At 64.6% G+C, this 16,231-nt stretch carries 14 protein-coding genes; 7 read left to right on the top strand and 7 right to left on the bottom strand.

Translation table 11 applies throughout. From position 1 onward, the window contains the following. Window positions 1-20 precede the first annotated feature (20 nt). From dnaG to ABG80_RS00200, 7 genes are all read right to left on the bottom strand, one after another. The gene (gene dnaG / locus ABG80_RS00230; protein WP_058085800.1) at window positions 21-2,120 is read right to left on the bottom strand and encodes a DNA primase; all 2,100 of its coding nucleotides are present in this window, start codon (window positions 2,118-2,120) and stop codon (window positions 21-23) included. Window positions 2,121-2,242: 122 nt separating this feature from the next. Beyond that, entirely contained in the window at window positions 2,243-2,896 is a 654-nt protein-coding gene (gene adk, locus ABG80_RS00225) for an adenylate kinase (protein ID WP_058085799.1), read from the bottom strand. A 121-nt stretch (window positions 2,897-3,017) separates the two neighbouring features. Beyond that, window positions 3,018-3,773 carry a 3-deoxy-manno-octulosonate cytidylyltransferase gene (gene kdsB / locus ABG80_RS00220; RefSeq protein WP_058085798.1) on the bottom strand — a complete coding sequence of 252 codons (756 nt, stop codon included), beginning with the start codon at window positions 3,771-3,773 and terminating at the stop codon, window positions 3,018-3,020. After that, window positions 3,773-3,979, bottom strand: a complete 207-nt coding sequence (locus ABG80_RS00215) for a Trm112 family protein (RefSeq protein ID WP_058085797.1) — start codon at window positions 3,977-3,979, stop codon at window positions 3,773-3,775. The genes kdsB and ABG80_RS00215 overlap by 1 nt, the downstream gene beginning before the upstream one ends. A gap of 17 nt (window positions 3,980-3,996) precedes the next feature. Further along, entirely contained in the window at window positions 3,997-5,067 is a 1,071-nt protein-coding gene (gene lpxK / locus ABG80_RS00210; RefSeq protein ID WP_058085796.1) for a tetraacyldisaccharide 4'-kinase, read from the bottom strand. Then, a complete protein-coding gene (locus tag ABG80_RS00205) occupies window positions 5,054-5,497 on the bottom strand; it encodes an ExbD/TolR family protein (RefSeq protein ID WP_058085819.1) in 444 nt (147 codons plus the stop codon). Before ABG80_RS00205 ends, lpxK begins: the two co-directional genes overlap by 14 nt. Window positions 5,498-5,522: 25 nt before the next feature. Next, entirely contained in the window at window positions 5,523-6,155 is a 633-nt protein-coding gene (locus ABG80_RS00200) for a MotA/TolQ/ExbB proton channel family protein (RefSeq protein WP_058085795.1), read from the bottom strand. 385 nt (window positions 6,156-6,540) lie between these two features. Here ABG80_RS00200 and xseA point away from each other — a divergent pair, with 385 nt between their 5' ends. The 7 genes from xseA to zapE all read left to right on the top strand — a co-directional run bounded on the left by xseA (window position 6,541) and on the right by zapE (window position 16,219). After that, a complete protein-coding gene (gene xseA / locus ABG80_RS00195; protein ID WP_058085794.1) occupies window positions 6,541-7,872 on the top strand; it encodes an exodeoxyribonuclease VII large subunit in 1,332 nt (443 codons plus the stop codon). 95 nt (window positions 7,873-7,967) lie between these two features. Then, the gene (locus ABG80_RS00190; protein WP_058085793.1) at window positions 7,968-8,549 is read left to right on the top strand and encodes a superoxide dismutase; all 582 of its coding nucleotides are present in this window, start codon (window positions 7,968-7,970) and stop codon (window positions 8,547-8,549) included. Between the two features lie 348 nt (window positions 8,550-8,897). Then, window positions 8,898-11,756 (top strand): 2-oxoglutarate dehydrogenase E1 component, encoded by a 2,859-nt coding sequence (locus ABG80_RS00185; protein WP_058085792.1) that lies wholly within the window; start codon window positions 8,898-8,900, stop codon window positions 11,754-11,756. A 106-nt stretch (window positions 11,757-11,862) separates the two neighbouring features. Then, complete coding sequence (gene odhB, locus ABG80_RS00180) at window positions 11,863-13,137, top strand: 2-oxoglutarate dehydrogenase complex dihydrolipoyllysine-residue succinyltransferase (protein ID WP_058085791.1); 1,275 nt, start codon at window positions 11,863-11,865, stop codon at window positions 13,135-13,137. Window positions 13,138-13,207: 70 nt separating this feature from the next. Then, window positions 13,208-13,534, top strand: coding sequence for a PspC domain-containing protein (locus ABG80_RS00175; RefSeq protein ID WP_058085790.1), 327 nt, complete (start codon window positions 13,208-13,210; stop codon window positions 13,532-13,534). 56 nt (window positions 13,535-13,590) lie between these two features. Then, window positions 13,591-15,021 carry a dihydrolipoyl dehydrogenase gene (gene lpdA, locus ABG80_RS00170; RefSeq protein ID WP_058085789.1) on the top strand — a complete coding sequence of 477 codons (1,431 nt, stop codon included), beginning with the start codon at window positions 13,591-13,593 and terminating at the stop codon, window positions 15,019-15,021. Window positions 15,022-15,106: 85 nt separating this feature from the next. After that, complete coding sequence (gene zapE, locus ABG80_RS00165) at window positions 15,107-16,219, top strand: cell division protein ZapE (RefSeq protein ID WP_058085788.1); 1,113 nt, start codon at window positions 15,107-15,109, stop codon at window positions 16,217-16,219. Window positions 16,220-16,231: the final 12 nt, after the last annotated feature.

Genomic DNA, 16,231 nt, shown 5'->3' with positions numbered 1-16,231 from the left:
TTCGCCGCCTGGAGGGCCTCTCAAGCAGAAATGGGCCTTTGCTGGCTGATTTCAAGCTTGAGGTCGCGCGTCAGGCGCACGAGTTCGAGCTTGCGGGCCTCAGCCGCTTCGGACAATTCACCCGCCTGCAGCAGCATGTCGAGCTCTTCTCGCAGGGCTTCGAGCTCCAGGGGGCGGATGAGCGACAGGAGGTCGTTCAGACTGTGTTCTGCGGCGGAGCCGAAATCATGCAGGCGCGTGATGCGCTCGGCCAGCGTGGACAAGGGCTTGTCAGCTCCCGCCTCGTCGGCTTGCCCATCGGTTTGCTTCATGCCTTGCAGCAAATCGGGCCCAGCCACGGCGCCCTGGTCGAGCACCAGCCGGTCCAGCCACCTGAAAAAGGGGCCGTAAGGGCTGGGCTGATCGCACAAGATGTCGTGCGCGCTGGTGGGCAGTTGCTCCCAGGTGCCGCTGCTGCAGACCAGCACCCAGGCGATGCGGTCCAGCGAGGTGGCGGCTCGTGGCAGGGGGCGGGGCGGCGTGGCTCGACCGCGACTTTGCCATCGCCCGCCCTCGTTGCGCCAGTTGCCTCGGCCGTTTCGGCCCTTCCAGTCGCCGCGACCTCGCTCGCTGCTCTGCCCGCGTGAGCCGTGACCCTGGTCGAAGGAATTGCCGCCATCCCAGAAAGGCTCCTGGCTGCCAAAGTCAGGCTCGAATGGCGGGGGCTCGTTGCCGAAGAACGGGCCGTCGTCGGGGCTCGTGGCGGCGCTGGCACGCTGGCCGTTTCGATCGTGCCCCCTGTCTCCGCCAGCGCCTGATGCCGCCTTTTCCAGGTGGGCCTGCAGCCGACGACGAACGTCATCGGTCGACGCCTTGGCGACCTGGGCGAGCTCGTCGGCGATCAGGCCCCGCAGGGCGCCTTCTGGCAGCAAGGCAATGAGCGGGATGGCCTGGGTCATCAGGCGGGCGCGGCCCTCGGCGCTGTCCAGGTCGCATTCCGCGCCGGCGTGCTCCAGCAGCTGGCGCGACAGCGGCACGGCTTTTTTGACGCAAGCCTCGAAGGCCTGCGGACCGAACTCCCGGATGTAGCTGTCCGGGTCATGCTCTGCTGGCAAAAACAGGAAGCTGATGCGCCGGGTGTCGGTGGCGAAGGGCAGGGCGGCTTCAAGCGCCCGCCCGGCGGCCCGGCGTCCGGCGGCGTCGCCATCGAAGCTGAAAACGATCTGCTCGGTGAAGCGAAACAGCTTTTGAACGTGCTCCTGCGAGCAGGCGGTGCCCAAAGTGGCCACGGCGTTGCCAAAGCCCCATTGCGCCAGCGCAACCACGTCCATGTAGCCTTCGGTGACCAGTGCGTAGCCCTTGTTGCGCAGGGCGGCGCGGCCTTCGAACAAGCCGTAGAGCTCGCGCCCCTTGCTGAACACCGGCGTCTCGGGTGAGTTGAGGTACTTGGGCTCGCCTTTGTCCAGCACCCGACCTCCGAAGCCGATGACTTCGCCTTGCGGGTTGCGGATCGGGAACATGATGCGGTCGCGGAAGCGGTCGTAGCGCTTGCCCTCGCTCTCGCCCTCGTTGGCATCGTGCGCAATCACCAGACCCGACTCGACCAGCAAGGGGTCGTCGTAGCTGGGGAAGGCGCTGGCCAGGCCGCGCCAGCTGTCTGGGGCGTAGCCCAGGCCGAAGCGTGCTGCGATTTCGCCCGTCAACCCGCGTCCCTTCAGGTAGGCCACGGCGCGCGGGGTTTTCTTGAGTTGCTGCTTCCAGTGTTTGCCGGCTTGGGCGAGCACATCGGTCAGCACCAGTTGTTTGGCCTTGGCCTGCTTTTGTCGCTCCCGGTCCTCGGGCCGCAGGTTGTCGTCTGGCACCGGCATGCCCTGCATTTGGGCCAGGTCCTTGACCGCGTCGACAAAGCCCAGCCCGCCATACTCCATCAGGAAGCCCACGGCGTTGCCGTGCACGCCGCAGCCGAAGCAGTGATAGGTCTGCCGCGAGGGGCTGACGATGAAGGACGGTGATTTTTCGCCGTGGAAGGGGCACAGGCCTTTGAAGTTGATGCCGGCCTTTTTCAACGTGACGTAGCGACCCACGACATCGGCGATGTCGGTGCGGGCCAGCAGGTCCTGGATGAATGAAGGTGGGATCACGGCGAGGGGCTGTGTGCGGCGACAGGGGGGGGCAGCCGGGGCTCAAGAATAAAACAGCCCCGGCGCTTGGCGGCGGCGGGGCTGTTCGAAGGTCGATGTGAAATCGACCTGGAAGCGAGCGGTCAGGCGAGGGCGGCGACGGCAGCTGCGGTGATCTGATCGACCGAGCCCACGCCGCTGATCTTGCGGCATTGCGGGGCGGCGGCGTCGCCAGTGGCGGCCCATTGACCGTAGTAGTCGACCAGCGGGCGGGTCTGCTGGTGGTAGACGTCCAGGCGCTTGCGCACGGTGGCCTCGGCGTCGTCTTCGCGCTGAATCAGGTCTTCACCGGTCACGTCGTCCTTGCCGGCCACTTTGGGCGGGTTGAACGTGACGTGGTAGGTGCGGCCAGAGGCCACGTGAACACGGCGACCGCTCATGCGCTCGATGATGTTGCTGTCTGGCACGTCGATTTCGAGCACGTAATCGATCTTCACGCCAGCTGCCTTCATGGCCTCGGCCTGGGGGATGGTGCGGGGGAAGCCGTCGAACAGGAAACCCTTGGCGCAATCGGCTTGCGTGATGCGTTCCTTGACCAGGCCGATGATGATGTCGTCGCTCACCAGGCCGCCTGCATCCATGACCTTCTTGGCCGCCAGGCCCAGTTCGGTGCCTGCCTTGACCGCGGCGCGCAGCATGTCGCCGGTCGAGATCTGGGGGATGCCGAATTTCTGGCACAGGAAGGCGGCCTGCGTGCCCTTGCCGGCGCCGGGCGCGCCCAACAGGATGAGTCTCATGTTTGTCCTTGGTGTCCGGATGGTGGGAGGCGTGTGAAAACCTCGCAAGCCCTCGAGGATAGCATGGGCATCCCCTCTGTCTGGGGATGGGTTAGCCCCAGCGGCGATGGGCTTGCTCGGTTCAGGCGGAGAACATTGCTCGCACGCGGGCGAGGTCTTCAGGGGTGTCCACGCCGGCTCCTGGCGCGTTGTCGGACAGGTGAACCGCGATGCGCTCGCCGTGCCAAAGCACGCGCAATTGCTCGAGCGATTCCACCGTTTCCAGTGGACTGGGTGGCAACTGGGGAAATAGACGCAAAAAGCCTGCCCGATATCCGTAGATGCCAATGTGCCTCAGGGGAGTGCCAGCACCGGTTGCGGGCTGTGCCGCCTGGGGTGCATCTCGCCACCATGGGATGGGGGCTCGCGAAAAGTACAGGGCCCTGCCCAGTGCATCGGTGACGACCTTGACCACATTCGGGTTGGCGAAATGGGCGGAGTCCTCGAGCTGGTGTGCGGCCGTGCTCATCACGCAATCCGGGCGCTCCGTCAACAGCCGGGCGCAGGCGTCGATCAGTGCTGGCTCGATCAGGGGCTCATCGCCTTGCACGTTGACGATGCGATCATCGCCATCGAGCCCGAGGATCTGGCAGGCCTCGGCCAGCCGGTCGCTGCCGGTGGGGTGGTCAGCGCGGGTCAGGATGGCTCGTGCACCATGTTGTTCGCAGGCGGCCAGGATGAGCTCGCTGTCGGTGGCCACGACCACCTGCTGTGCACCACTGAGCGCGGCGCGCCGCGCCACGCGCACCACCATGGGCAGTCCTGCGATGTCGGCCAGGGGCTTGTCGGGCAGGCGACTTGATGCCATGCGCGCAGGGATCAGGACGGTGTAGCTCATCAGGCTTGCGAGGCAGGGGCTGAGGGCAGGGGGGCTCCGTTCTCGTCCAGGGCCACGGCTTCGTTTTCCAGCATCACGGGGATGCCATCCCGAATGGGAAAGCCCAGGCGATCGGCTGGGCAGACCAGCAACTGGCTTTGGGCAGGGCGCTGCAGCGGGCCTTTGCAGACCGGGCAGACCAGGAGTTCGATGAGTCGGGTGTCCATGGTGTCTTGATCACGTCTCAAGGGCGGCTGTGCGGTTGAGGCAACCGGGCCAGCGCGGCATCGAGTTCGTTCCAGAAAGAGGGTTCAGGGCTGAAGTCTAAGGCGGCGACCCAGATCTCGGTGTCCGGGCGCTCGCGGGCAATGCGTTGCGGGTTGAGCTTGACAGCGTCTTTTTCGGTCACCAGCAGGGTGCGCACCTCACGCCCCCAGGGCAGGGTATCGAAGTCGGCGTGGTCGCGCAAAGGGCAAGGTGTGACCTCGATGCCGAGGTCGCGAAGCGACTGAAAAAACCGCTCAGGGTGGGCGATGCCTGCCATGGCGTGTGCCCGACGCGGGGCTGGTGCGCTGCAGGGACGGCCGGCCCACCAGTGGGCCAGCGGCACGATGTCTCCGAGTTTGCGCCGCGCCAGGTGGCCCGCCTGATTGGCGCTGCGGCGCTCCGCGTTGTGCAACACGATTGGCGCGGCCACGAGGGCAGAAACCGGCCGCGTGTCCGCGGGTTCGCGCAAGGGGCCTGCAGGCAGCAGAAAACCGTTGCCGGTGCCACGCTCGTCGAAGACGACCACCTCGATGTCACGGTGCAATGTCAGGTGCTGCAGCCCATCGTCACAAACGAGGATGTCGATATCCGGGTGTCGATCCAGCATGGCCCGGCCGCTGGCAGCCCGATCGCGTCCGATCATCAGGGGCACCTGGCTGCGTCGCCAGATCAGCCACGGCTCGTCGCCAGTGCGGACCGCGTTGAGTTGGTCCTGCGAGTCGGCGTCCAGTGGCAGCGGCGACGATGGTGTGGGGCGTGCGCCATGTCCGCGGGTCAGCACCCCGGGTCGCCAGCCTGCGTCACGCAGGTGCTGCAAGATCGCCAGGGTGGTGGGGGTCTTGCCCGCCCCTCCTGCGATGCGGTTTCCCACCACCAGCACCGGCACAGGCAGGTGTTGAATGCGGATCAGGCCCCTGCGGTATGCCGCCCTGCGCAAACCAACCAGCACGCCGTACAGCAGCGAAACCGGGGACAACAGCCGCGCGGTGATGCCGCGACCGAGCCAGGCCTGCTGCAGGTGTGCGACGAGGCGATCAGCGATCGCCATGGGCGGCCGAATTGTCGGACTGGCCCTGTGTGGCGAAGGTCAGCTGCGTCAGGCCCACGCGGCGGGCCGCATCCATCACGTTGATGACGCTCTGGTGGCTCGCCGAGGCATCGGCGTTGATCACGACGACAAGGTTCCTTTCGCTGCCCGCCTGGGCCGTCAGGCCTGCCGCCAGCAATTCGACGCTGCGGCCTTCGATCAGCCGCTGGTTGACCATGTAGCGGCCATCCGCCGTCACCATCACCGTCAACTCCTTGGGCCGCGCATCAGCCGCCTTGGCGCTGGCCGTCGGCAGGTTGATCTTGAGCTCCGTCAGCCGGGAGTAGGTGGTTGTCAGCATCAGGAAGATCAGCACCACCAACAACACGTCGATGAAAGGGATCAGGTTGATCTCGGGTTCTTCGGGCGCATGTCGCTTGCGAAAATTCATGGGCATGGCGGGCTCTGCTGCGCGATCAGCCGCGACGGCCGTGGCCCAGGCGCAGGATGTGCGGCACCATGCGGTCGGCAGCCTGCTCCAGGGTGAGGATGTGTGCCTCGATCCGGGTGCGGAAATGGCGGTAGGCGATCAGCGACGGGATGGCCACGATCAGGCCGAAGGCCGTGTTGTAGAGCGCCACCGAAATGCCGTGGGCCAGTTCTGCAGGGTTGCCGCCCGTGCCACCGCCAGAGGCCGCGAAGATCTCGATCATGCCAATGACCGTGCCCAGCAGCCCCAGCAGCGGCGCCGCGCTGGCGATGGTGCCCAGGGCGTTGAGGTTGCGCTCAAGGCGGTGAATGGCTTCTCGACCAGCCCCCTCGAAGGCGCCACGCAGCGAGGCTTCCTGGATGCGGGGCTCAGACTGTGCTGCGCGGATGCCTTGGGCAAGCAGTTGTCCCAGAACGGAGTTCTCGGCCAGTTTCGCGACCGTGTCGGCGTTGGGCAGCGAAGAGCGGGTCACCGACATGACCTCTTCCAGGAGCTTCGGGGGGGCGACCCGGCTCTCGCGCAAGCTCAGGTGACGCTCGATGATCAGGGCCAGGGCGATGACGGAGCAAAGCAGCAGTGGCACGACCGGCCAGCCTGCGGCGATTAAGATGGACAGCAACTCGGAACTCCCTCTCGGGTCGACAGGAATGCGGCCGAAAACTCCCGGCCGCGGCGCACTGCGGCCCGATTATGGGGCCCTTTGTTGGCGCTTCCGAGGCCTGTGGCCGGGACTGGACATCGGACTTGCCCGCCCCCCTCGAGCGTGAAGCACGACCGTGCGAAAGTCGTCCACCGTTCCTGTGGATAACTTTGTGGGTAAGGGCTGGAGGATGCCCGCCAACCCGCATCAGCACGGGGTTTGACTCAGTTTGCTGAAAAAATAGGCAGCAAAAAAATCATATGAATCAACAGCTTGCATCATTGTTAAAGGCGCGTGACGATGCCCAGGCTCTTTGGCAAGGCCTGGCGCGTGCGTGTGGACTTGTGGCGGCTCCGTCGTGGTGATGCAGGGCTTCTCAGGCGCAGATCGCGCACGCATTTGGTCTGTTTCGGCGCTTGTGCAAGCGGTGGGCGACACGCTGTCGGCGCGCTTTGCGACCTGCGTGGTGCGCGGAGAGCTCAGCGGCTTCACGCGAGCCGCTTCCGGGCACGCGTATTTCACGCTCAAGGACGAGCATGGGCAAGCGGCGTTGCGTTGCGCGATGTTCCGCCGCTCCTTCGCTTCGGTCGATTTCCAGCCAGCAGACGGGATGCTGGTTGAGATCCGAGGTCAGTTGGCCGTCTACGAGGCTCGAGGTGAGTTGCAGGTGGTCGTCGATGGCATGCGCCAGGCGGGGGCGGGGGCTTTGTACGAGCAATTCCTGAGGCTGAAGGCCCGACTGGACGCCCAAGGTCTCTTTGACCCCGCCCGCAAGCGGGACCTGCCTCGGTTTCCGCGCCGCGTGGCGGTGGTCACCTCGCCCGCTGCTGCGGCGTGGCGCGACGTCATGACTGCGTTGGCTCGCCGGGTGCCGCATGTCGAGGTGGTGTTGATCCCGACAGCGGTGCAGGGGGCCGAGGCCCCGGCTCAGATCGTGCAAGCGTTGGCCGAGCTCGCGCTGGCACACCGCTCGGGCCTGCCTTTCGATTCGGCCATCCTTTGCAGGGGTGGTGGTTCGCTCGAAGACCTGTGGGCGTTCAACGACGAACGCGTGGTGCGCGCCGTGGTGGGTTGCCCGGTGCCGCTGGTGTGTGGCGTGGGACATGAAACCGACGTTTCCCTGGCTGACCTGGCGGCCGACTTGCGCGCGCCGACACCCACCGCTGCAGCCGAGTTGATCGCGATGGAGCGAGAGGTGGCGCAGGCTGTGCAGGCGCGCTTGCTGCAACGCATGGCGCACCGCGTTAGGCAGCGCCTCGATGGCCTGGGGCAGCGGCTTGACCAGGCGGCTCTGCGCCTGGCCAGGCCAGCCCAGGTTCTGTCGGCGCTCGAGCGCCAACAGGCTTTGCTGCAGCAACGCTTGTCCCAGGTGCCTGACCAACGGTTGCGCGCAGCTCGGGCAGATGCCGGGGTGCTCCAGGCGCGACTGCTGGCGGCGACGAAGGCCCAGTGGCCCTCGCAACACCGTCGCATCGAGGTGTTGGCGGGGCGTCTGCACGCGCTCGACCCCAGGCGTGTGCTGGAGCGCGGCTATGCGTGGCTGAGCGACCCCCAGGGGCAGCCCCTGACTTCTGTGACGCGGGTGCAGCCCGACGATGTTGTTCAGGGTGTGTTGGCCGATGGTGTGTTGCAGATGCGCGTCACGGCAGATCCTGTGGCGCCCCGAATCAAGCGCCGCCGGGTGGCAAAAACCTGAGTGTTCGCCTGCCTTAGCCGAGCACCTCGTGGCAGCCTGAGTGGGCTTGCCTACAATGCCGCAGCAATCCCACCAACCCAAGCAGGAACAGCACCATGGCACACACCCTTCCTCCTCTGCCTTACGCCCAGGACGCCCTGGCCCCGCACCTGTCGAAGGAAACCTTCGAATACCACTACGGCAAGCACCACCAGGCTTACGTCACCAACCTGAACAACCTGATCCCCGGCACCGAGTTCGAAGCCCTGTCGCTGGAAGACATCGTCAAGAAGTCCAGCGGTGGCATCTACAACAACGCCGCCCAGATCTGGAACCACACCTTCTTCTGGAACTGCATGAAGCCGCAAGGCGGTGGCGCTCCGAAGGGCAAGCTGCTTGACGCCATCAACGCCAAGTTCGGCAGCTACGACGCCTTCAAGGAAGCTTTCACCAAGTCTGCCGTGGGCAACTTCGGTTCGGGCTGGACCTTCCTGGTCAAGAAGGCCGATGGCTCGGTCGACATCGTCAACATGGGCCCGGCCGGTACCCCGCTGACCACCGGTGACACCGCTTTGTTGACCGTCGACGTGTGGGAGCATGCCTACTACATCGACTACCGCAACGCCCGTCCCAAGTTCGTCGAGGTGTTCCTCAACAGCCTGGTGAACTGGGACTTCGCCGAAAAGAACTTCGGTTGAGCGTCTTTAGACCTGATCTTCGAGCAGCCACAGAGAGCGGCTGCTTGAACCAAGCCGGGCATGTCCCGGCTTTTTTGCGCCTTCTTTCACCGATTGGCGCCGTGAGCAGGGCGTCCAATGAGCCGGCGTCCTCCCGTGTTTTTTTGTCCGCTCGGCGCATCAAGCGGAGTCAATGGTGCTACATTGACCCTCGGTTTATGAATTAAGCCCTTCCCGTCGCCCTTGCTGGTGTGTGCTTCGGCAGTCACAGCAAGGCGGGTCGCAATCCGCCAACCGGTCAAGCCGTGTCGCGGAAGGTTGTCCAACCAGCCAACGTCCCAGGAAACCTGGGAGCAAGGTGAGCGAAAAATGATGCAGCAGTTCAGGTCGAACTCGTACCTGTTCGGGGGCAACGCCCCATATGTGGAAGAGTTGTACGAGGCCTACCTCGACAACCCAGGTTCCGTCCCCGACAACTGGCGCGCGTACTTTGACGCGCTTCAAAACGTCCCTGCATCTGACGGCACGGATCACCGAGATGTGGCGCATGCCCCGGTGGTCGAGTCGTTCGCTCAACGTGCGAAGGCCAACGCCTTCATGGTCAAGACCAGCTCGGCCGACCTCGCTGTCGCCCGCAAGCAGGTTCACGTCCAGTCGCTGATCGCCGCTTACCGCTTCCTGGGTTCCCGCTGGGCCGACCTCGATCCGCTCAAGCGCCAGGAACGCAACAAGATCCCCGAGCTTGAACCGTCCTTCTACGACTTCACCGAGTCGGACATGGACATCACCTTCTCGGCGACCAACACCTACTTCACCAAGGCCGAGCACATGACCCTGCGCGAAATCGTGCAGGCCTTGCGTGAGACGTACTGCGGCAGCATCGGCGCCGAGTACATGCACATCACCGACCCCACCGAAAAACGCTGGTGGCAGGAACGCCTGGAGTCCATCCGCTCCAAGCCGACCTTCAGTGCCGAGAAGAAGAAGCACATTCTCGAGCGCCTGACAGCCGCAGAAGGTCTGGAGCGATTCCTCCACACCAAATACGTCGGCCAGAAGCGTTTTTCGCTGGAGGGCGGTGAGTCCTTCATCGCCTCGATGGACGAGCTCATTCAGCGCGCCGGCGAAAAGGGCGTGCAGGAAATCGTCATCGGCATGGCCCACCGCGGCCGCCTGAACGTGCTGGTCAACACACTGGGCAAACAACCCAAGGACCTGTTCTCCGAGTTCGAGCACACCGCTCCCGAGAACCTGACTGCTGGCGACGTGAAGTACCACCAGGGCTTCTCGAGTGACGTGACCACCCCTGGCGGCCCCGTCCACCTCTCGCTGTCGTTCAACCCCTCGCACCTGGAAATCGTCAACCCAGTGATCGAAGGCTCGGTCAAGGCCCGCATGGACCGCCGCGGCGACGCCAAGGGCGTGCAGGTGCTGCCCGTGCAGGTGCACGGTGACGCGGCCTTCGCAGGCCAAGGCGTGGTGATGGAAACGCTGGCGCTGGCCCAGACCCGCGGTTACTACACCGGCGGCACGGTCCACATCGTCATCAACAACCAGATCGGCTTCACCACTTCCGACCCGCGCGACACGCGCTCGACGCTGTACTGCTCGGACGTGGTCAAGATGATCGAAGCCCCCGTGCTGCACGTCAACGGCGACGACCCCGAAGCTGTCGTGCTGGCCACGCAGCTCGCGCTGGACTACCGCCAGGAGTTCAACAAGGACGTGGTGGTCGACATCGTGTGCTTCCGCAAGCTCGGCCACAACGAGCAGGACACGCCGTCCATGACCCAGCCGCTGATGTACAAGAAGATCGGTCAGCACCCCGGCACCCGCAAGGTGTACGGCGACAAGCTGGTCGGCGGTGGCACGCTGGGCGAGACGGGTCCGGACGACATGGTCAAGGCCTACCGCGCGGCGATGGAAGCCGGCAAGCACACGGTCGACCCGGTGCTGACCAACTTCAAGAGCAAGTACGCGGTCGACTGGACCCCATTCCTCAACAAGAAGTGGACCGACTCGGCCGACACGGCCTTGCCGCTGGCGGAGTTCCGTCGCCTGGCCGAGCGCATCACCACCATCCCGACCAACTTCAAGCTGCACCCGCTGGTGCAAAAGGTGGTCGATGACCGCGCGGCCATGGGCCGTGGCGAGGTCAACGTCGACTGGGGCATGGGCGAGCACATGGCTTTTGCCTCCCTGGTGGCATCCGGCTACCCCGTGCGCCTGTCCGGTGAGGACTGCGGCCGCGGTACCTTCACCCACCGTCACTCGGTGCTGCACGACCAGAACCGCGAGAAGTTCGACGAAGGCACTTACGTGCCGCTGCAGCACATCGCTGACAACCAGGCACCGTTCGTGGTCATCGACTCGATCCTGTCGGAAGAGGCGGTGCTGGGCTTCGAGTACGGCTACGCCGGCTCCGACCCCAACAGCCTGGTCATCTGGGAAGCCCAGTTCGGCGACTTCGCCAACGGCGCCCAGGTCGTGATCGACCAGTTCATCGCCTCGGGTGAAGTGAAGTGGGGCCGCGCCAACGGCCTGACCCTGATGCTGCCGCATGGCTACGAAGGCCAGGGCCCCGAGCACAGCTCGGCGCGCCTGGAGCGCTTCATGCAGCTGGCCGCTGACAACAACATGCAGATCGTGCAGCCGACATCGGCTTCGCAGATCTTCCATGTGCTGCGTCGCCAGATGGTGCGCATGTTCCGCAAGCCGCTGGTCATCATGACCCCGAAGTCGCTGCTGCGTAACAAGGACGCCACCTCGCCGCTGAGCGAGTTCACCCGCGGTGAGTTCCGCACGGTGATCGGTGAGGTCGATGACACGGTTGACGCATCGAAGGTCAAGCGCGTGATCTGCTGCTCGGGCAAGGTCTACTACGACCTGGTCAAGAAGCGCGCAGAGAAGAAGTCCACTGACGTGGCCATCGTGCGCGTCGAACAGCTCTATCCCTTCCCGCACAAGGCCTTCGCTGCCGAGCTGAAGAAGTATCCCAACCTGAGCGATCTGGTGTGGTGCCAGGACGAGCCCCAGAACCAGGGTGCCTGGTTCTTCGTGCAGCACTACATCCATGAAAACATGGTGGAAGGCCAGAAGCTGGGTTACGCCGGCCGTCCGGCCTCGGCCTCACCGGCCGTGGGTTACGCCCACCTGCACATGGAGCAGCAAAAAGCGCTGCTGGATCAGGCTTTCGCCAAGCTCAAGGGCTTCGTTCTCACCAAATAAGGTTCATGCGGACGCTGCGCGTTCTGGATGACCTTGTCAGGCCGGGCCCCTGAACAGGCCCCCTGAAGAGGCGACGCGCCAAGCAGCCGCTGCTGGAGATACTCACATGGCAATCATCGACGTCAAGGTTCCCCAACTGTCCGAATCCGTGGCCGAGGCCACGCTGCTTCAATGGAAGAAGCGCCCCGGCGAAGCCGTGGCAGCGGACGAAATCCTCATCGAGATCGAGACCGACAAGGTCGTGCTCGAAGTGCCGGCGCCGGCTGCCGGCGTGCTGGCGCAACTTGTTCGCAACGACGGTGACACCGTTGTCAGCGACGAGGTCATTGCCCGCATCGACACCGAAGGCTCGGCCGCGGTGAGCCCGCTGGAAGTCAAGGCGATCCCCGCGCCGACGGCTGCGCCCGCTGCAGCACCTGCAGCCGCGACGGGTGGCAGCAAGGCCGATGTGGCCATGCCGGCCGCCGCCAAGCTGCTTGCCGACAACGGCCTGAGCACTGCTCAGGTCGCCGGCTCCGGCAAGGATGGTCGTGTCACCAAGGGCGACGTTCTGTCGGCCGTGGCTGGTGGCGCCAAACCCGCCGCTGCGCCTGCGCCAGCTGCGCCCGCCATCCCGACTGGCGTGCCCACCAGCTCGCTGCCGGCCGTTCAGGCTCCGAGCGGCCCCAACAGCCTGGGCGACCGTCCTGAGCAGCGCGTGCCGATGAGCCGCCTGCGTGCCCGCGTGGCCGAGCGCCTGCTGCAATCGCAAGCCACCAACGCCATCCTGACGACCTTCAACGAAGTCAACATGGCCCCGGTCATGGAGATGCGCAAGAAGTTCCAGGAGAAGTTCGAGAAGGAGCACGGCGTCAAGCTCGGCTTCATGAGCTTCTTCGTCAAGGCCGCGGTGCACGCTCTCAAGAAGTACCCGGTGCTCAACGCCTCGGTCGATGGCAACGACATCGTCTACCACGGCTACTTCGACATCGGCGTGGCCGTCGGCTCACCGCGTGGCCTGGTGGTGCCGGTGCTGCGCAACGTCGACCAGATGACCTTTGCCGAGATCGAAAAGAAGATCGCCGAGTTCGGCGTGAAGGCCCGTGACGGCAAGCTGGGCATCGAAGAGATGACCGGTGGCACCTTCTCCATCTCCAACGGTGGCGTGTTCGGCTCGATGCTCTCGACCCCGATCATCAACCCGCCGCAATCGGCCATCCTGGGCGTGCACGCCACCAAGGACCGCGCCGTGGTGGAGAACGGCCAGATCGTGATCCGCCCGATCAACTACCTGGCCATGTCGTACGACCACCGCATCATCGACGGCCGCGAAGCCGTGCTGGGCCTGGTCGCCATGAAGGAAGCGCTGGAGGACCCGGCGCGCCTGCTGTTCGACATCTGACGAGTTTTGCGACCGGGCGACCCTCACGAGGGGTCGCTCGGGTCTGCATCCCATCACAGGATTCCACACCATGTCCATGGCCGACGAACTTGACAAGCTCGCCTCGCTGCATGAGCGAGGCGTGATCACCGCTGAGGAGTTTCAGCGACTGAAGTCTCGTTTGCTGGACGGCACCTCGCTCGAGGGAACGCCAAGTGTGGTTGATTCGACCATGCGCCGCTCGCTGGACGACCGCTGGGTTGGTGGTGTCTGCGGTGGCCTGGCCCGCATGATGGGCGTGGAAACCTGGATCATCCGACTCGCCGTCACCCTGCTGATTTTTTTCTGGGGCACGGGGCTCATCATCTACGTCCTGTTGTGGGTGTTTGTTCCCCCCGAGGGCGATGACCCAGCCTGACCCTCCTGCCTGACACCGAGCTTCACAGCGCCTTTGCCGCACGGAAAGACCCAACCATGTCCCAACAACAATTCGATGTCATCGTCATCGGCGCCGGCCCCGGCGGCTACATCGCTGCCATCCGCGCTGCACAGCTCGGCTTCAAGGTGGCCTGCATCGACGAGTGGAAGAACGCCAAGGGTGGCCCTGCACCGGGCGGCACCTGCACCAACGTCGGCTGCATCCCGTCCAAGGCGCTGCTGCAATCGTCCGAGCACTATGAGCACGCGGCCCATCACTTTGCGGATCACGGCATCACCGTGGACGGCCTGTCCATCGACGTGGCCAAGATGATCGGTCGCAAGGACACCGTCGTGAAGCAGAACAACGACGGCATCCTCTACCTGTTCAAGAAGAACAAGGTCAGTTTCTTCCATGGCCGCGGCTCGTTCGTGAAGTCCGCCGATGGCCTGTATGAAGTGGCCGTGACGGGTGACAAGCCCGAAAGCCTGGTCGCCAAGCACGTGGTCATCGCCACGGGCTCGAACGCCCGTCAGCTGCCTGGTGTGCCGTTCGACGAAAAGCTGATCCTCTCCAACGACGGCGCGCTGGCCATCGGCGAGGCGCCCAAAAAGCTGGGCGTGATCGGCTCCGGCGTGATCGGTCTGGAGATGGGCTCGGTCTGGCGTCGCCTGGGTGCAGAAGTGACCGTGCTCGAAGCCATGCCGACCTTCCTGGCTGCGGTGGACGAGCAGGTCGCCAAGGAAGCCCAGAAGCTCTTCACGAAGCAAGGCCTGAAGCTGCAGCTTGGCGTGAAGATCGGCGAGATCAAGCCGGGCAAGAAGGGCGTGACGGTGGCCTACACCGACGCCGCCGGTGCCGAGCAAAAGCTCGAATGCGACAAGCTGATCGTCTCGATCGGCCGAGTGCCCAACACCAACGGCCTGAACGCCGAAGGCGTGGGCCTGCAACTCGATGAGCGCGGTGCCATCGTGGTCAACGACGACTGCCAGACCAACCTGCCCAATGTGTGGGCGGTGGGCGACGTGGTGCGTGGCCCGATGCTGGCGCACAAGGCAGAAGAAGAGGGCGTGGCCGTGGCCGAGCGAATCGCTGGTCAGCATGGTCACGTCGACTTCGACATCATTCCCTGGGTGATCTACACCAGCCCGGAGATTGCCTGGGTCGGCAAAACCGAACAGGCTCTGAAAGCGGAGGGCCGGCCCTACAAGGCCGGCTCCTTCCCCTTCATCGCCAACGGCCGCGCCCGCGCCTTGGGCGACACCAACGGCTTCGTGAAGTTCCTGGCCGATGCGCAGACCGACGAGATCCTCGGCGTGCACATCATCGGCCCTTATGCAAGCGAGTTGATCTCGGAGGCGGTGGTGGCCATGGCCTTCAAGGCCAGCGCAGAAGACATCGCGCGCATCTGCCACGCTCACCCCAGCCTGAGCGAGGCCACCAAGGAGGCTGCGCTCGCCGTGGACAAGCGCACCTTAAACTTCTGACCTTGTTCCTGTCAGAACCGAAAGGGGCGGCTTGGCTGCCCCTTTTGTTTTGTTTCGCTCACACCCTGGTCAAAGCCGTTTCAACATGCCTGCCTACAAGCAATCCGTCACCCAACTCTACGAGCAGAGCCTGGCCGAGCGGGGCTACAAGGCCGATGAGGCCCAGCTGCAAGGCATCGCGGCGCTGCAGCGCTGCCAGGACGAGTGGGCCAACTACAAGGCCAAGCGCAGCAATGCGCTGACCAAGATGTTGCGCTACCCGGAGCTGCCACGTGGCGTCTACATGTTCGGCGGGGTGGGGCGGGGCAAGAGCTTCATCATGGACTGCTTTTTCAATGCCGTGCCGTTGGAGCGCAAGACCCGCCTGCACTTTCACGAGTTCATGCGCGAGGTGCACCGCCAGTTGCACGAGCTCAAGGGGCAGCAGGACCCGCTGGAGGTGTTGGCCAAGCGCATGTCACGCAAGCACCGACTGATCTGTTTCGACGAGTTCCACGTGGCCGACGTGACCGACGCCATGATCCTCTACAAGTTGCTGGACGCGATGTTCCGCAACCGGATGAGCATCGTCACCACGTCGAACTTCCATCCGGATGGGCTGTACCCGAATGGCCTTCACCGCGACCGCATCCTGCCAGCCATTGAGTTGCTCAAGCAGCAGTTGCAGGTGGTCAACGTGGACGCGGGTAACGACTACCGCCGCCGCGCGCTGGAAAACGCCAACCTCTACCTGCAGCCGCTCAACGAGGCGAACGAAGCGGAAATGCACCGCATATTCGGGCAGTTGGCAGAAACCGCCGATGAAGATCCGGAACTGAACATCGAGCACCGCGTGCTCAAGGCTCGTCGCAAAGCCGGTGGCGTGGTCTGGTTCGACTTCAACACGCTGTGCGGCGGTCCGCGCTCGCAGAACGACTACCTGGAGCTGGCCTCGCGTTTTCACACGGTGATGCTGAGCCACGTGCCGCACATGCCGGTGAGGATGGCTTCAGAAGCACGCCGATTCACCTGGTTGGTGGACGTGCTTTACGACCGCAAATGCAAGCTGGTGATCTCGGCCGAGGTGCCGCCCGAGCAGCTGTACACGGAAGGGCCCTTGTCGCACGAGTTCCCGCGCACGGTGTCTCGGCTCAACGAGATGCAGTCCAAGGAGTACCTCAGCGAAGAGCGGCGCATCGTCGACACCTCGCTGACCTGAGCCTGCAGGCCA

This window comes from Aquabacterium parvum (assembly GCF_001447195.1).
Classification (GTDB): Bacteria; Pseudomonadota; Gammaproteobacteria; order Burkholderiales; family Burkholderiaceae_C; genus Aquabacterium; species Aquabacterium parvum.
Note: the sequence above shows the minus strand (reverse complement) of the source record. Positions and strands in the feature narration are given on the sequence as shown.